General features: G+C 70.4%; 12 protein-coding genes and 1 pseudogene. 4 read left to right on the plus strand and 9 right to left on the minus strand.

From position 1 onward, the window contains the following. From ACFWGZ_RS14265 to ACFWGZ_RS14280, 4 genes and pseudogenes are all read right to left on the minus strand, one after another. Nucleotides 1–226 (minus strand): annotated as a pseudogene (locus ACFWGZ_RS14265) (uridine kinase); the annotation flags it as partial. Then, the gene (locus ACFWGZ_RS14270; protein WP_382451926.1) at nucleotides 223–765 is read right to left on the minus strand and encodes a DUF402 domain-containing protein; all 543 of its coding nucleotides are present in this window, start codon (nucleotides 763–765) and stop codon (nucleotides 223–225) included. The gene ACFWGZ_RS14270 and the pseudogene ACFWGZ_RS14265, both read right to left, overlap by 4 nt. Next, a complete protein-coding gene (locus tag ACFWGZ_RS14275; protein ID WP_382451927.1) occupies nucleotides 743–2,017 on the minus strand; it encodes an FAD-dependent oxidoreductase in 1,275 nt (424 codons plus the stop codon). Before ACFWGZ_RS14275 ends, ACFWGZ_RS14270 begins: the two co-directional genes overlap by 23 nt. A 58-nt stretch (nucleotides 2,018–2,075) precedes the next feature. Beyond that, on the minus strand, nucleotides 2,076–3,392 hold the full coding sequence (locus tag ACFWGZ_RS14280) for a GAF domain-containing protein (protein ID WP_382451928.1): 1,317 nt from the start codon (nucleotides 3,390–3,392) through the stop codon (nucleotides 2,076–2,078). Between the two features lie 237 nt (nucleotides 3,393–3,629). On the opposite strand from ACFWGZ_RS14280, the gene ACFWGZ_RS14285 reads away from it, so the two are divergent. Then, entirely contained in the window at nucleotides 3,630–4,967 is a 1,338-nt protein-coding gene (locus ACFWGZ_RS14285) for an aldehyde dehydrogenase family protein (protein ID WP_382451929.1), read from the plus strand. On the opposite strand, the gene ACFWGZ_RS14290 is transcribed toward ACFWGZ_RS14285, so the two are convergent. After that, complete coding sequence (locus ACFWGZ_RS14290; protein WP_382451930.1) at nucleotides 4,964–6,439, minus strand: beta-N-acetylhexosaminidase; 1,476 nt, start codon at nucleotides 6,437–6,439, stop codon at nucleotides 4,964–4,966. The two genes, ACFWGZ_RS14285 and ACFWGZ_RS14290, sit on opposite strands and share 4 nt — an antisense overlap. A gap of 202 nt (nucleotides 6,440–6,641) precedes the next feature. Next, nucleotides 6,642–8,114 carry a CHAD domain-containing protein gene (locus ACFWGZ_RS14295; protein WP_382451931.1) on the minus strand — a complete coding sequence of 491 codons (1,473 nt, stop codon included), beginning with the start codon at nucleotides 8,112–8,114 and terminating at the stop codon, nucleotides 6,642–6,644. Nucleotides 8,115–8,264: 150 nt separating this feature from the next. Here ACFWGZ_RS14295 and ACFWGZ_RS14300 point away from each other — a divergent pair, with 150 nt between their 5' ends. Beyond that, nucleotides 8,265–9,074: a hypothetical protein gene (locus ACFWGZ_RS14300; RefSeq protein ID WP_382451932.1), complete on the plus strand. Its 810-nt coding sequence runs from the start codon at nucleotides 8,265–8,267 to the stop codon at nucleotides 9,072–9,074. 6 nt (nucleotides 9,075–9,080) lie between these two features. Here the strand turns inward: ACFWGZ_RS14300 and ACFWGZ_RS14305 are convergent, their stop codons facing one another. Continuing rightward, nucleotides 9,081–10,610, minus strand: a complete 1,530-nt coding sequence (locus ACFWGZ_RS14305) for an amidohydrolase (protein WP_382451933.1) — start codon at nucleotides 10,608–10,610, stop codon at nucleotides 9,081–9,083. Nucleotides 10,611–10,620: 10 nt separating this feature from the next. Further along, nucleotides 10,621–11,871: a lysine N(6)-hydroxylase/L-ornithine N(5)-oxygenase family protein gene (locus ACFWGZ_RS14310; protein WP_382451934.1), complete on the minus strand. Its 1,251-nt coding sequence runs from the start codon at nucleotides 11,869–11,871 to the stop codon at nucleotides 10,621–10,623. A gap of 93 nt (nucleotides 11,872–11,964) precedes the next feature. On the opposite strand from ACFWGZ_RS14310, the gene ACFWGZ_RS14315 reads away from it, so the two are divergent. Both ACFWGZ_RS14315 and ACFWGZ_RS14320 read left to right on the plus strand, forming a co-directional pair. After that, the gene (locus ACFWGZ_RS14315) at nucleotides 11,965–12,915 is read left to right on the plus strand and encodes a methionyl-tRNA formyltransferase (RefSeq protein ID WP_382451935.1); all 951 of its coding nucleotides are present in this window, start codon (nucleotides 11,965–11,967) and stop codon (nucleotides 12,913–12,915) included. A 73-nt stretch (nucleotides 12,916–12,988) separates the two neighbouring features. Continuing rightward, nucleotides 12,989–13,639, plus strand: a complete 651-nt coding sequence (locus ACFWGZ_RS14320) for an HNH endonuclease family protein (protein ID WP_382451936.1) — start codon at nucleotides 12,989–12,991, stop codon at nucleotides 13,637–13,639. Nucleotides 13,640–13,730: 91 nt separating this feature from the next. On the opposite strand, the gene ACFWGZ_RS14325 is transcribed toward ACFWGZ_RS14320, so the two are convergent. Beyond that, a complete protein-coding gene (locus ACFWGZ_RS14325; RefSeq protein WP_382451937.1) occupies nucleotides 13,731–14,381 on the minus strand; it encodes a hypothetical protein in 651 nt (216 codons plus the stop codon). Nucleotides 14,382–14,629 lie beyond the last annotated feature (248 nt).

The raw sequence follows: 14,629 nt of genomic DNA on the forward strand, positions 1-14,629 counted from the left end.
GGCCGTGCTCCAGCCGCACCGACGCCGGTCGCAGGAAGTCCTCCATGGACACCCGCTGCACCGCGCGGCCCAAGGCGCGCAACGGTTCCACGGCGGCGTCGGCCAGCCTGCCGGGTTCGGCTGCGGGGGCGCCGTCGACCAGCACGCGCACCCGCCCGTCGAGCTCCGACACCTGGTCGACGATCTCGGCGACGAGCGTGTCGAAGGTCAGCGGCCGGACCTTCACGGCTGCCAGTCCGCCCAGGCCGTGTCCCACCAGATTTCGCCGGACGCGAGCATCTTCTCGATCCTGGTGCCCTCGGCCCTGATCTCCTCGGCCTCCCGCGCCGAGTACTTGCCGGCCGCGGCCTGCTCCTCGAACTCGTCGAGGTCGCGCTGCTCCCAGGTGCCGTCCGGGGCGAGCGTGTAGTCGAGCGCGTGGTCGAGGGTCTCGAACCCGTCGGCGACGCGGCGGTAGGGCGCCTGCAGGTTCAGGTAGTAGTTGCCGAACGCCCGGTCGTCGCCCTTCCAGAACAGGTCGACGGAGTAGGCGTCCTGCGGGCGGTGCAGCATGAGCTTGCCGTGCCCGCGCCAGAACCCGCGGGACGGCGTGTCCCAGGGGTGCGGGTGGGGGTGGGCGGGGTAGGTGAGCGGGGTTCCCGGTTCGACGAACACCGCCAGCAGTCCCGGCTCGTCGGCGACCACCCTGACCGGCATCTCCGACCAGACCCTGCCGTGCAGCACCTCACGCCGCACCACGACCTCACCGGGCGTGAACAACCTCATGCGCCGAACTTACGTGATCACGCTCCGCCGCGTCCTGGGCCAGCATCCTGCGCTTGAGCGCGGGCACGGCGTTGGTCACCCGCAGGAACGTCCGCGAGAACGCCGCCACGACCCTGCCGATCACCGGTTTGTGGACCAGGCTGGTGCCGTCCATCATCTCGAGCGACGCCTCCACGGCGTCGAAGGCGTAGGAGACCATCTCCCGCTCGTACTCGCCGATCGCGGTGACGACGTCCTTGCCGCGCTGCGCCTCGACGAGCTTGCGGCACAACAGCTCCGCGTCCCGCAGCGCCGTGTTCGCGCCGATGCCGCGGCCGGGCGTCATGAGGTGCACCGAGTCGCCGATCATCGTGACGGTGCTCGGCGTCCAGGGCTTCAGCCGCTCCGAGGTGCGGACCTTGATCTGGAACACCGTCTCGGGGATCGCCAGTGCGAACAGTTGCCGCAGGTGCGGGTGCACGTCCGGGGTCATGCCCAGGACGACCTCCTTGAGCTCGGCCTGGCTCATGCCCCTCATGTCCGGGAACTTGTCGTGCGAGGCCGCATAGCCCCACATGATGTAGTCGTCCTCGATCTCGTTGTCGTCGAACCTCATCACGTGGACGATCACGAACTCACCGCGCGGCCCGAACAGCAGCGTCACGGCGCCGTCGGCCATCGGCGGCAGCAGCTTCACGTTCTCGCCGGTCAGCGGCAGCTTGCCCGCGATCGACGTGATGCCGCTGTCGATCACCCTCGCGTGCGGCAGGTACTGCCGGCGCACCTTCGACTGCGCGCCGTCGGCGCCGACCAGCACGTCGCCGGTCTCGGACGTGCCGTCGGCGAAGAACGCGGTGACGGTGCCGTCGTCGTTCTGGGTGTAGTGCAGGAACTTCTTGTCGAACCGCACGACGTCCTCCAGGCCGTTCAGCAACGCGGTGCGCATCGCGATCCGGCTGACCGACTTCTCGTTGCGGCTCTCGTCGACGTCCGTCGGGATGTCGCCGACCAGCAGCTCCCGGTACTTCTCGGTCCGCATGTTGATCCGCTGCGGCGGCCGGGCCGTCGTGCGGACGAACTCGGCGAACACGTCCGGAGGTAAGCAGCTGTGCAGCGCCCTGCTGCCATCGGGGCTGATCCCGACCCGGTAGCCGATCAGCATGCTGCGCGGCGTGCGGTCGCGTTCGAACAACGCGACGTCCACGCCGGCCTTCTTCAACCCGTGCGCCAGGCACAGCCCACCGGTCCCCGCTCCGATGACGAGTACGCGCATGACAGCCTCCCCTGCTAAGTCTCTTAGTAGGGAAGATATTCATTTCTCAAGAGTCTTGTCAATCGTCCTGACTGAGTCTCCTGAGCCGCGCGGTGGCGATGGCGAGCCGCACGTCGTCCGGCGGCAGCAGCCTGACCAGCTGTTCCAGTGCCTCGGCGTCGTGCTCGCCCGAGTCGGTCTGGGTGAACGTCCACAGCGCGTTCGCGTCCCCGCGCGACAGGACGGCCTTGCGCACGCCGGTCGCCAGGTCGTCGCGCTCGGCCAGCACGAACGGCGCCTCGGAGCGGCGCAGCAGCGACCCGCGGTACCGGCTCGCCGCCAGCGGGGCGTCGCCGTCGGTGAGCGCGGAACGGGCGGAGAGGAAGTCGGCCTCGACGTCGGCGGTGAGGCGGTACGGCCTGGTCGCGAGCACGTCGGCACCCAGCTGGGCGCGCAGCCGGTGCAGCTCGGCGCGCACCGTCGTCGGGTTGCCGCGCTCGCCGTAGAGCCGCAGCGCGAGCTGACCCGCGGACAGCCTGCCGTGCAGCGTCAGCGCGCAGAGGATCTCCGCGTGCCGCAACGAGATCGGCACCTCGCGACCGTCCAGCACCACCTTGGGCTCCGGCAGCAGGAACGACAGCGACAGCACGCTGCGCCGCACGTGCCGCTGCCGGGGCACGCGCAGCAGGTAGCCCTCGGCCAGCGGCTCCAGCACCGCCTCGCGGCCGTCGTCGAGCAGCACCCGGTCGCAGGAGACGTCGACGCGGGCCGGCAGCAGCCCGTACGGCTCGACGGCGACGACCCGGCCGCTCGGGCTGAGCAGCGCGCCGGGCTCGCCGCGCAACGCCATCAGGTGGCCCATGTTGCGCGACCGCAGCTCCTCGTCCTGCGCGTGCATCCGCCCGAGCATCTCGGACTCGGCGAGCCGGGCCGACGCCGACACCAGCGCCACCATCGACGGGTGCACGGTCGAGAGCGGGCCGCTCAGGTCGACGACGCCGATCGTCGTGCCGCTGTCGGGGTCGCGGATCGGGCTCGCCGCGCACGTCCAGTGGTGGTAGGTCCGCACGAGGTGCTCGGCGGAGTGGACCGTGACGGCGGAGCCGACCGCCAGTGCCGTGCCCATGCCGTTCGTGCCCGCCGCGTCCTCCGACCACAGGGTCCCCGCGGCCAGGCCCACGTCCTCGGCGTGCCCGCGCGTGTCCCTGGAGCCCTCGCACCAGAGGATGTGGCCCTGCGCGTCGGTGACGATCATGATGTGCCCGGCCTCCTCCGCGAAGCCCAGCAGCGTCTCGCGCAGCAGCGGCAGGCTCGGGTGCAGCGGGTGGCGCTCGCGCAGGTCGGTCAGCTCGTCCTCGCCGAACACGGTCGGGGCGGTGTGCAGGTCGGGGTCCACATTGGCGGCGAGTGACCGTTGCCACGACGCGGAAATCACTGAGCGTGGCAAATCAACCGTGCGAGTACCACTCAGCACGGCGTCTCTGACGCGACTCAGCAACAGTGCGTGTTGCTCGGGGTCGTGGGTCACTGAATCCATCCACGGCTTGCAACGAGCATGCAACGTTCTGCTGCCTACTTTCTCATTTTCCCCATCACTGTCGAGCAGTGGGCCATCTTCTGGCAGGAGTCGAGAATGACGCAGTACGCGGCGCCGGGTCAGCCCGGCAGCGTGGTCGCGTACCGGGCGAGGTACGAGCACTTCATCGGCGGCGACCACGTGGCGCCGGTGTCCGGCGAGTACGTCGAGAACGTGGCGCCGTCGACCGGTGAGGTGTTCACCGAGGTCGCCCGCGGCACCGACGCCGACCGCGCCCGAGCCCTGCACGCGGCCAGCGGCGCCGCGCGGGCGTGGGGGAGCACGACACCGCGCGAGCGCGCCACGGTCCTGGGGGAGGTCGCCGACCGGGTGGAGGAGCACGCGACCGAGCTCGCGGTCGCCGAGACCTGGGACAACGGCAAGCCCGTCCGCGAGGCGCTGGTCGTTGACGTGCCGATGCTGATCGAGCAGTTCCGCCAGTGCGCCGCCGTCATCCGCGCCGAGGTGGGCGAGGTCGAGCAGCTCGGCCGCGCCACCTGCGACTACCGCACGTTCCAGCCGCTGGGCGTCGTGCACGAGCGCCTGTCCTGGACGTTCCCGCTGATGAACGCGGGTCGCGTGCTCGCGCCCGCGCTGGCCGCCGGCAACGCCGTGGTGCTCGAACCCGCCCTGCAGACGCCGGCCTCGATCCACGTGCTGCTCGACGTGATCGCCGACCTGCTGCCGCCCGGTGTGGTGAACGTGGTCACCGGGGCCGACGACCACCCGGTCGTGTCAGGCCGCTGCCCGAACGTCTTCTTCGCGGACGTCCTCGCGCAGCGCGACGGGTTCCTGGACAAGGCGCTCGAGGGCTTCGCGATGTTCGCGGCCAACCAGGGCGAGATCCCCACGGCGCCGTCCCGCGCGTTGATCCAGACCGCCGCGTACGAGGAGTTCCTGCACCTCGCCACCGAGCGCGCCCGCGGGCTGGTGGTGGGCGACCCGCTCGACACCGGCACCATGGTCGGCGCCGTCGTCTCGCTCGCGCAGCGCGATCGGGTTCTCGCGTACTTCGCCCGGGGCAGGGCCGAGGGCGCGCGGCTGGTCCTGGGCGGCGAGGCGTCCGGGCACTTCGTCCAGCCGACGATCTTCGAGGGCGACCACCGGTCCGCGGTCTTCGCCGCCGACGTGCTCGGCCCGGTCGTGTCCGTCACCCGCTTCGACGACCGCGACGACGCCGTGAAGATCGCCAACGAGGCCACGGCCCAGCTCGGCGCCGGGCTCTGGTGCCGGGACATCGCGCTGGCGCACAACGTCGGCCACGAGCTCGGCGCGGAGCGGGTGTGGGTCAACAACTACCACGCCTACCCGGCCGACACGGCGCTGCTCGCCCGGTACCGCCGGGTCAAGCACGTGGTGGTCAGCTACTCCGAGCGCGCGCAGGGCTACTTCTAGTCCCTCCAGGGCACCTGCGGGCTGCGGTGGAAGTGGATGCCGCGGACCTCCCAGCGCTCGGCCTGCGCCGCGAGCCGGCGGGCGAAGTCGTCCCAGCCGTGGGTCGCGCGCGGTGACCAGGCCAGTTCGGCCGCCGCCGCGAGACGCGGGAAGGCCATCTGGTCGAGCTCCTCCTCGGTGGTGACCGTCTCCGTCCACAGTGGAGCTTCCACGCCGAGGACGGCGTCCTCCGGCACGTCCCGCAGGTAGGCGCCGGGGTTCCAGTCGTAGGAGTCCCGCACCTCGACGTGGCCTGCCCACTTCAGGCCGAGCTCGGTGTCCTCGGTGTACTTCATGTCCAGGTAGACGCGGTTGGCCGGCGACAGGATGACCTTGTTGCCGCGCTTGGCCGCCGCGGCGACGTTCTCGTCCGCCGTGGTCTGGTTCCAGAACTGCACGACCGGCGTGGTGTCGTCGGTGGTCTTGATGAACTCGTGCCAGCCGATGGCCGTCTTGCCGTGCTTCCCGACGAGCGGCAGGACCCGGCTCATGAACGTGGCGTAGTCGGCGTCCGGCGTGTTCAGCGCCTCGTCGCCGCCGATGTGCAGGTACGGGCCCGGGGTGAGCGCCGCCAGCTCCCGGATCACGTCCTCCACGAAGGTGTAGGTGATGTCCTTGTGGATCGCCAGGGAGGAGAAGCCGACCTCGATGCCGGTGTAGTGGTCCTTGGCCTTCTCGTCGTCGTTGAGCTCCGGGTAGCTGGCCAGCGCCGCGTTCGTGTGACCCGGCATGTCGAACTCCGGGACGACCGTGATTCCCCGGTCCTGCGCGTACCGCACCAGGTCCGCGTACTCCTCCTGGGTGTAGAAGAACCTCCCCTGCTTCCCGCCCACCTCCGTCGTTCCACCGATCTCGGTGAGCTTCGGCCAGCTCTTGATCTCGATGCGCCAGCCTTGGTCGTCGGTCAGGTGCAGGTGGAGGTGGTTGATCTTCAGTGCCGCCAGGTGGGTGAGGTAGCGCTTGACCTGCGGCGGTGTGAAGAAGTGCCGGGTGACGTCCAGCATGGCGCCCCGGTAGCGGTACCTCGGGCGGTCGTGGATCCCGGCGCCCGGGATCGTCCACTCCGCTTCGTGCTTTTCGGCCGACTCCGCTTGCGGGGGGAGCAGCTGGCGGAGGGTCGCCGTGGCGTTGAAGTGGCCTTGCGCCGAGCCGGCTCGGATGGTCACCGCCGTTGCGGTGATGTCGAGCTCGTAAGCCTCTTCGGCCAGATCGGCCTCTTCGAAGATGATGCCGGCCGGGCCTGTCGCCGTCGTCTCCAGGTCGTAGCCCGTCGAGCCGCGGAGCTGCTCGGCCAGTCTGGTCGCCGGGTGCCTCGCCGACTCCGTCTTCAGGAGGATCCTGGTGGCCGGGGTCAGGGTGAACTCCACGTCTGGGCGCGGGTGCACCTCCGCGGGCTGCGGAACCAGTTCCTGCAGTCTCGTCGTCTCGGTCACCTGGTGCTCCCGGGGGTTCGTCGGTTCTCCTTTAGGTATAGACCAATTTTTGGGACTTGGGGAGGGCGTTGTTCCTGTTTCGTGCGCGGGGTGGTCCACCCCACCGGGCGCGCTCGCCAAAAGTCAAGAGCCACAAGCAAAAGCCGAGACTGCTCGGCTTTGCCTTCGCTTGCTCGCCTTCGGCCTCGCGGGCCGGCGCCGGCTAGGGGTGTTCCTTGCTCAGCTTGTGCCACAGCGCCGGGAGTGCTGCTTCGGTCTGGTGGGCCAGTTCCACTTCCCTGCCGTAGAGCAGGCCGAACGTGAAGCCGTTCTCGTCGCCCCTGCCCAGGTCCAGGAGGACCGGGCGCGCCACCACCGAGTCCTGGTGGTCGCCCAGGAGGGTTTGGACGTCCTTCGCTCGTGTGCGCAGGGCCTTGGCGTGCTTGCCCAGGGCCGGTTCCGCCACTTCCGCGCTGTAGCGGAGGCGTTTCGCCGCCTTGCGGGCCTCGTGGAGGGGTTCGTCGCTGTCGGTGGTGCGGAGGGCTGTTTCCACTCGCGTGTCCAGGCGGTGGCGGGCTTTTTCCACCAGGGCCGGGAGGACGTCCTTCGCCTTGCCGCCCGCCAGCTTGGTCAGGGGCGGGGTGGTCAGCAGGGCGTCGATGTCGTTCAGGAGGGTGAAGTAGCGCTTGCTGTCCAGGGCTGCGACGGAGTCTTTGTGCGCCTTGGCCTCCTGGGGTGCGAAGTAGCGTGTCATGCGGGCGGCCACGTCGCCCAGGGCCAGTTCCGGGGGGAGGGCGTGGAGGGCTTCCTCGAAGCGCATCCTGAGGACTTCCAGGTCCCTGGAGGTGCCCAGGACGGCGGCCAGCCACTTCAGTTCCTCGGTGAGGGCGCGGGTCGCCTCGCGGTCGACGACCTTGCCGTAGGCCTGCAGGGCCGAGCGCATGCGGCGGGTCGCCACTCGCATCTGGTGGACGGCGTCGTCCTCGTTCGTGCGGACTCGCGGGTCCTGGTTCTGCAGGGCCGCTCGTTGTTCGTGGAGGTAGGCGAGGACCACCTCGCCCGCCGTCGACTTCTTCGTGATGGCGGGGACGGCGTCCCGCTGCACGCCGATCACCTGGGAGAGCTTGGACTTCGACGCGGACGGGGTGATGCCCGCGCCGCCCAGGTGGCGTTCGACGGTGTCGAGGAGCTTGCGGGTGCCGCTCTCGCCCAGTTCCACCTCGATCTCGCGCCACGACGTGGTGGTGGTCGAGCTGCCCGTGCTCCGGGCGGTGACCAGGTCGTCGACGACCTCGGCCAGGAGGTCGCCGGTGCCGTTGGTCAGCTGCCAGCGGCGGCGGTTGGTCCGGATCTCGGCCACCGGGGTGAGGGAACGGCCCCTGGTGTGGGCGCGGACCAGGGACGAGAGGTCCTTGGGCGGGGTCTTCACCGCCCTGCCGAGCGGGACGCGGACCTCCTGGCGGCTGTCCTCGCCCGCCGGGAGCTTGAGGTGCCAGCCCTCGTCCTCGCCGCCCACCCGGCGGCGCAGCGTCACGCCGGCCCTCGCGAGGCGGTAGTCCTCCGTGTCGAAGTACGTGGCTTCGAGGTCGAACTCCTCCGGGCCCGTCGCCACGCCGGTGATCTCCGTGAGGTCCGGCAGGCTCGCGTTCGACGGGGCCTCGTACTTGCGTTCGGTCTCGGTCACGGAGGTCGCCATTTCCTATTCATACCTCGTTTTGTCCGGGTTCACCCACTGCCGTGACCGTGCGTGAAGGGGTTCCCACTGCCGGGCGTAACCCGGCCTCGAATGCGTGCAATCGCCGGTCATCCGCTTTTGCCGGTCCCCGGCGTCCGGTTCGCTGGTCGCGTGCCCACGGAGAAGGAACGGCTGGACGTCGTCGAGCCGCAGGTCGCCTCGTTGATCAGCCACGTCGGCCAGCTCACGGCCGAGCTGGAGCGCGTCACGGCCCGGCTCACCGTGCTGGAGCGGCGGTTGTCCGGGGCGGGCGACGGGCCGCTCGCGAACCTCGACGAGGTGGCGGGAGAGGTCGTGCCGCTGGTCGAGGCGTTGCGCCGGGCGTGGGACGCCGAGCAGGAGATCCTGGCCGACCCGGCGCGGGTGGCGTTGAAGCAGGAGGTGCTCGAGTTCGACGGGCTCAAGGCCCGCCGCGACGACGCGCGGTCCAAGCTGGACGGTGGGCGGGTGCCGCGGTTCGCGCGCGACGCGCTGTCGCACGAGGTCCGCCAGATGGAGTGGCTGATCAACGCGAACGAGGCGAGCGCGCGGCGCGCGGTCGAGCGGCTGGAGGGCGACGAGGAAGCCGCGGGCGAGCAGTGGCGCACCGAGGCCGTGCTGGCGGGCGACAAGGCCCGCGGCGAGATCAGGGACGTGGCCGCGCGGCGGATCTCCGAGGCGCTCGCGCAGTACGCGCGGATGCCCGTGTGGTTCCGGGTCGGGCTGGGCGAGATCCCGACGCCGGACCCGTCGTTCTGGATCGAGTCGGCGATCGCCGTGCTCGCCTACCGGCTCGAGTACGGGGTCACCGACGCCGTCTCGCCGCTCGGTGCCGCGCCGTCGGCGGACAGCGGGTGCCAGAACTGGGTGCGCCGCACGAACGTCCACGCCGACGTCACCGACCGGCTCTCCACGCTGGCCGCCACGTTCCACCTGCAGTGACGCCGGTCAGCGCTGCGGCGCGAGCGCGCCGCCGACCATCGTCGCGAGCACCGGGATCTCCGCGATCGCCTCGCTCGTGCGCGGGTCGTCGCCCAGCACCACCAGGTCGGCGAGCTTGCCCGGCGTGAGGCTGCCCAGCACGTCCTCCTTGCGGCACGCGTAGGCGGCGCCGAGCGTGTACGCACGGATCGCCTCCTCGACGGTGACCGCCTCGTCCGGCCCGACCGCCCGGCCGCCCGAGGACAGGCGCCGCACCATGAACTCGATGGCGCGCAACGGAGCCCCGTCCGCCACCGGCCGGTCCGAGCTGCCCGCCACGGTGATGCCGCGGTCGAGGAACGACCTCCCGCGGTACAGCCACGGCGCGCGTTCGGCGCCCATGATCTCGCTGTAGTCGTCGCCGTAGGCGTGCAGGAACGTCGGCTGCACGACCGGGACCATGCCCAGCTCGGCGATCCGGCCGAGCTGGTCGGGCCGGACCAGGCCGCAGTGCTCGATGCGGTGCCGGGCGCCGGCACGGGGACGGCGGCGCTGGGCCTCGGCCACGGCGTCGAGCGTGAAGTCGATCGCGCGGTCGCCGATCGCGTGGATCGCGAGCTGCCAGCCGGCGTCGTGCCCGTCGGTGATCGCGGCCCGCATGAACTCCTCGGTGTCGGCGAGCTGCCCGCGGTTGTCCGTGCCGGAGTACGGCTCGGTCAGCGCGGCCGTGCGCGCGATCATGCCGCCGTCGGTCCACAGCTTCAGCGCGCCCAGCGAGAGCATGTCGTCGCCGAACCCCGTGTGCAGGCCGAGGTCGACCGCCCGCGCGATGCCGTCCGCCGGGTCGGCCGCGACCGGGTGCAGCACGTGCGCGGACACCATGAGCTGCACGCGGATCGGCAGCCGGGCCCGCTGGTAGGCGGCGGCCTCGAGCGGGCTGCTCGCGATGAGACCGGCGCCGATGCCCGCCTCCGCGCACATCGTGACGCCCTCGGCGAGCACCTGGCGGGCGCTCTCGCGCAGCTCGCCGACGATCTCGTCGAGCGAGTACGGCAGCCGCAACGTGCGGGCGGCCAGCTGCTCGTTCTCGGTCAGCCAGCCGTCGCCGCCGATGCCGGGGAGCCGCTGCAGCACCGCGGAGTTGACGACGCACGCGTGCCCGGACAGGTCGGCCACGTACACCGGCCGGTCGCCGCTGATCCGGTCGAGGTCGGCGGCGGTGAGCGGCCGGTCCATGATCCGCCGGTCGTACCCGGACGCCTCGATCCAGCCCGTGCCGGGCGCGCCGGTCAGCCGGTCGAGGACCTGGGCGACCGCCGGCAGCCCGGTGATGTCGATCGTGCGGCGGCCGTTCCACGCGAGGTGCGTGTGGGCGTCGATGAACCCCGGCAGCACCACGGCGCCGCCCAGGTCGACGGTCTCCGCGGCGGGCAGGCCCTCGACCTGCTCGTCCAGCCCGGCGATGCGGCCCTGCCAGATGCCGATCGTGTGCGCGGCGGGGCGCGCCGGGTCCATCGTGAGGGCCCGGCAGCCCGTCAGCTTCAGGTCGAGTTCCACCCGGTGATTTCTACGCCGTCGCGAGGACCGGCACCGAGGTGTGGGTCAGCACGGAGTCCAGGATCTCCCCGGACCGCACCGCGACGTTGGACAGCAGCGACGACGTGATGCCGTGCGAGTGCTCCGTGCCGCCCTGCAGGTAGAGGCCGCCGCGCAACGACGTCTGCAACCGGTAGTCGCGCCCCACGACCAGACGGCCGGCCTCGTCGCGTGCGCAGGCCGTGTCGAGCGAACCGAGCATCGGCGCGGCCTCGTCGTACCCGGTGGCGAGCAGCACGAGGTCGGTGTCGAGGTGCTCCAGCTCGCCCGTGACGAGCGACTGGACCACCGCGCGGGCACCGTCCGCGGACTCCTCGACGGCGACGAGCCGGGTCATGTTCATCATCCGCAACCGCTCGGTGCCCAGCACCTTCTCCTGGTAGGTGGTGCGGTAGAGCTGCGCGATGAGGTCGACGTCGACGACCGAGTAGTTGGTGTTGCGGTGGTAGCCCATCAGCCGCTGCTTCACGGCGTCCGGTGCGTCGTAGTAGTGGTCGACGGCCTCGGGGTCGAAGATCCGGTTCGCGAACGCGCTGTCGTCGGCGGGGGAGTAGCCGTAGCGGGAGAACACCGAGCACACCTCGGCGCCGGGGTACTCGCGGTGCAGGTAGGCCACGGCCTCCGCGGCGCTCTGCCCGGCACCGACGACGACGCAGCGCTTCGGGTCGGCCAGTTCGCCGACGCGGTGCAGGAACTGGCTGTTGTGCCACACGCGGTCCGAGAGCGCGACGCCCTCGGGGACGGCCGGGCGCAGTCCGGTCGCGAAGACGAGGTTGCGGGCGTGGTACACGTCACCCGTGGCTGTCGTCACCTCGAACAGGTCGTCGTGGATCGCTTCCACGCCAACGGCTTCCGCGCCGTAGGAGACGAGGTCGTCCACCTGCGCCGCGGCCCACTCGAAGTAGTCGTGGAACTCGACGCGCAGCGGGAACAGGTTCTTGTGGTTGACGAAGTCGACGAGCCGGCCGCGGTCGCGCAGGTAGCAGAGGAACGAGAAGCGGCTCGCGGGGTTCCTCATCGTGACCAGGTCCTTGAGGAACGACACCTGCATGGTGGCGTCGTCGAGCAACATGCCCCGATGCCAGCCGAACGCCTGCTGACGTTCCAGGAACACCGCGGTGACGGGGGTTTCGGCCTGCTCGTTGTGCTCGGTCAGAGCGATGGCGAGAGCCAGGTTCGAGGGGCCGAACCCGATGCCGACGATGTCGTAGATCGGATGCATGAGGCCTTAACTTAGGGAAGCCTAAGCTTCCTTCGCAAGCCCACGGTTAGGTTAGCCTGACCGTATCGCACCGAGGTGAAGGAGGGCACCCCCATGAGGGTCGTCATGTTCGGGTTCCAGACCTGGGGTCATCGCACCCTGCAGGCACTTTTGGCGTCCGAGCACGAGGTCGTCCTGGTGGTGACCCACCCCCGGGGTGAGGGCGCCTACGAGAAGGTCTGGAGCGATTCGGTCGAGGAGCTGGCCCGCGAGAACGGCGTCGAGGTCGTCGTCCGCGAGCGCCCGGAGGACCAGGAGCTGCTCGACCGGCTGAAGGCCGCCGACCCGGACGTGATCGTCGCCTGCAACTGGCGGACCTGGATCCCGCCGCAGGTCTTCGCGCTGCCCAGGCACGGCACGTTGAACGTGCACGACTCCCTGCTGCCGAAGTACGCGGGCTTCTCGCCGTTGATCTGGGCGCTGCTCAACGACGAGAAGGAAGTCGGCGTCACGGCCCACATGATGGACGACACGCTCGACGCCGGCGACATCGTGCTGCAGCGCTCCGTCCCGGTCGGCCCGCGCGACACGACGGCGGTCCTGTTCGAGAAGACGCTCGAGCTCTTCGGCCCCATCACCGTCGACGGCCTCGCCGAGATCGCCTCCGGCCGCACGGAGTTCACGAAGCAGGACCGCTCGCAGGCCTCGTTCTTCCACAAGCGCGCCGAGGAGGACCTGCGGATCGACTTCACCTGGACCGCGGAGGAGCTCGACCGCCTGGTGCGCGCGCAGTGCGCGCCCTACCCGTCCGCGTTCTGCTTCCACCGCGGCCGGCGCCTGGAGATCGTCGAGGCCGACGTGTCCTCGGAGATCTACGGCGGCACCCCCGGCCGGATCTTCTACCGCGAGGGCGACGGCGTGGCGGTCGTCGCGGGCGCCGAGGCCCGCCGTGGCCGCAGCAAGGCGTTGCTGGTCAAGAAGGTTCGCACCGAGGACGGCGTCGAGCTGACGGCGCACGAGTACTTCAAGACCATGGGCGGCTACCTCACCTCGTTGCCCCGGTAGTTCGTCACCTCCGCGACACGCGGATCACGGACCGGGTGACCGGTCCGTGATCCGGATGGTCGATCATGGGCGCATGAATCGCGCGGCGGTGACGTCACTGGTGGTCTTCGTCCTGCTCGTGGCACTCGGCTGGTACCTGTCGGAACTCCAGTCCGGCCAGGAGAACCCGCCGTCGACGCCGGTGCCGACCGGGTCCACCCCGGCCGGGTCGTCCGACCTCGCCGCGGTGCAGATCGCGCCCGAGGGCAAGATGACCGGCTACAGCCGCGACCGGTTCCCGCACTGGGCCTCGCAGGGCAACTCCTGCGACACCAGGGAGATCGTGCTGCAGCGCCAGGGCGCCGACGTGAAGTCGGACAAGGAGTGCAAAGCCGTCTCGGGGACCTGGAACAGCCCCTACGACAACGTGGTGATCAAGGACGCGGGCGAGGTCGACATCGACCACACCGTGCCGCTGGCCGAGGCGTGGCGCTCCGGCGCGGACAAGTGGACCGACGACCAGCGCAAGGCGTTCGCCAACGACCTCGGCGGCATCCAGCTCCTCGCCGTGACCGCGAAGACCAACCGCGGCAAGGGCGACCAGGACCCGGCGAAGTGGAAGCCGCCGGTGCAGACCTACTGGTGCACCTACGCCCAGCACTGGATCGCCGTGAAGATCACCTACAAGCTGGCCGCCGACCAGGCGGAGCACGACGCGCTCGCCGGGATGCTCCAGACCTGCTGACCGGCGCGCCGAACCCGTTGCGCCGCAACGAGATCCGGCTGTCGACGACACGGCCCGACCCCCCAGGCGGGCCGCGTCGTCCGCCGTCGCCCTACCCGACCTGGACGGCCTCGAACAGGCCGGACAGCTTCCAGTGCGTCACGTACCCCATCGCCTCCGCGGCGATCAGCACGTCCAGCTTCCCGAGGTTGGTCCGCGCGGGCATCTGGTAAGCCTTGCCGCGCCGCGCGTCGAGCACCATCGGCGTGGCGCCCGGCAGCGTGTCCGCGATGGTGTGCTGCAGGACGCGCAGCCCGACGTTCGCCGCCTCCCTGGTCAGCGGCACCTCCTTGGTGTGGACGAGCACGGCGAACGTGCTGCCGTCCTTCTTGCGCAGGCCCAGGTGCGGCCGGACCTTCAGGGTGAGCTCGCCCGCGCGATAGGTGGCGGGGTCGACCGGGACACCGGTCGCCTTGAACGACGCCAGCCACGGCAGGAAGCCGTCGGCGATCTCCTCGAACGCCCGCGGCTGACCCGTGCGGTTGGCGTTCATGACCGCCCTCTTGAGCTCCAGCTCGGGTTCGGTCGAGTTGACCGCTCGTCGCATGGCGTCGCGGATCGGGTTGTAGAAGCCGCAGACCTTGGGATCGGAGGTCAGGTACATCCCCCGCTGCTCCGACACGATGTTGATGCGTCCACGCTGACCGCTCATGACGTACTCGGTGAACGACAGTGCGGTGACGCTGACGTTGTTGTCCGGCAACGCTTTCTCCCCTCGTACCGCTCTCTTCACCTGACGTTAGCCGAGGGGTCTGACAAAAACGGCGCTGCGCCGATCGGCCCAATCGTCACGCAGCGTTGACCGTTCACTCGATCAGGTGGCACACAGAGTTGCGATGTCCGCCTCAATCTGTAAGCGGACGGTGACGCAACGCCGACCGATCATGCGGATGACCGTTCGTCTGCCGTTCGCCGACGCTCACGCAACGCTCACCGCAAGACCCACGTGAG

This window comes from Lentzea sp. NPDC060358 (assembly GCF_042725365.1).
GTDB lineage: Bacteria > Actinomycetota > Actinomycetes > Mycobacteriales > Pseudonocardiaceae > Lentzea.

Bases quoted from the DNA above. Each gene is read 5' to 3' on its own strand.
- ACFWGZ_RS14310 (WP_382451934.1), bottom strand. From the start codon at position 11,871: ATGCATCCGATCTACGACATCGTCGGCATCGGGTTCGGCCCCTCGAAC.
- ACFWGZ_RS14285 (WP_382451929.1), top strand. From the start codon at position 3,630: ATGACGCAGTACGCGGCGCCGGGTCAGCCCGGCAGCGTGGTCGCGTAC.
- ACFWGZ_RS14315 (WP_382451935.1), top strand. From the start codon at position 11,965: ATGAGGGTCGTCATGTTCGGGTTCCAGACCTGGGGTCATCGCACCCTG.
- ACFWGZ_RS14275 (WP_382451927.1), bottom strand. From the start codon at position 2,017: ATGCGCGTACTCGTCATCGGAGCGGGGACCGGTGGGCTGTGCCTGGCG.
- ACFWGZ_RS14295 (WP_382451931.1), bottom strand. From the start codon at position 8,114: ATGGCGACCTCCGTGACCGAGACCGAACGCAAGTACGAGGCCCCGTCG.
- ACFWGZ_RS14320 (WP_382451936.1), top strand. From the start codon at position 12,989: ATGAATCGCGCGGCGGTGACGTCACTGGTGGTCTTCGTCCTGCTCGTG.
- ACFWGZ_RS14270 (WP_382451926.1), bottom strand. From the start codon at position 765: ATGAGGTTGTTCACGCCCGGTGAGGTCGTGGTGCGGCGTGAGGTGCTG.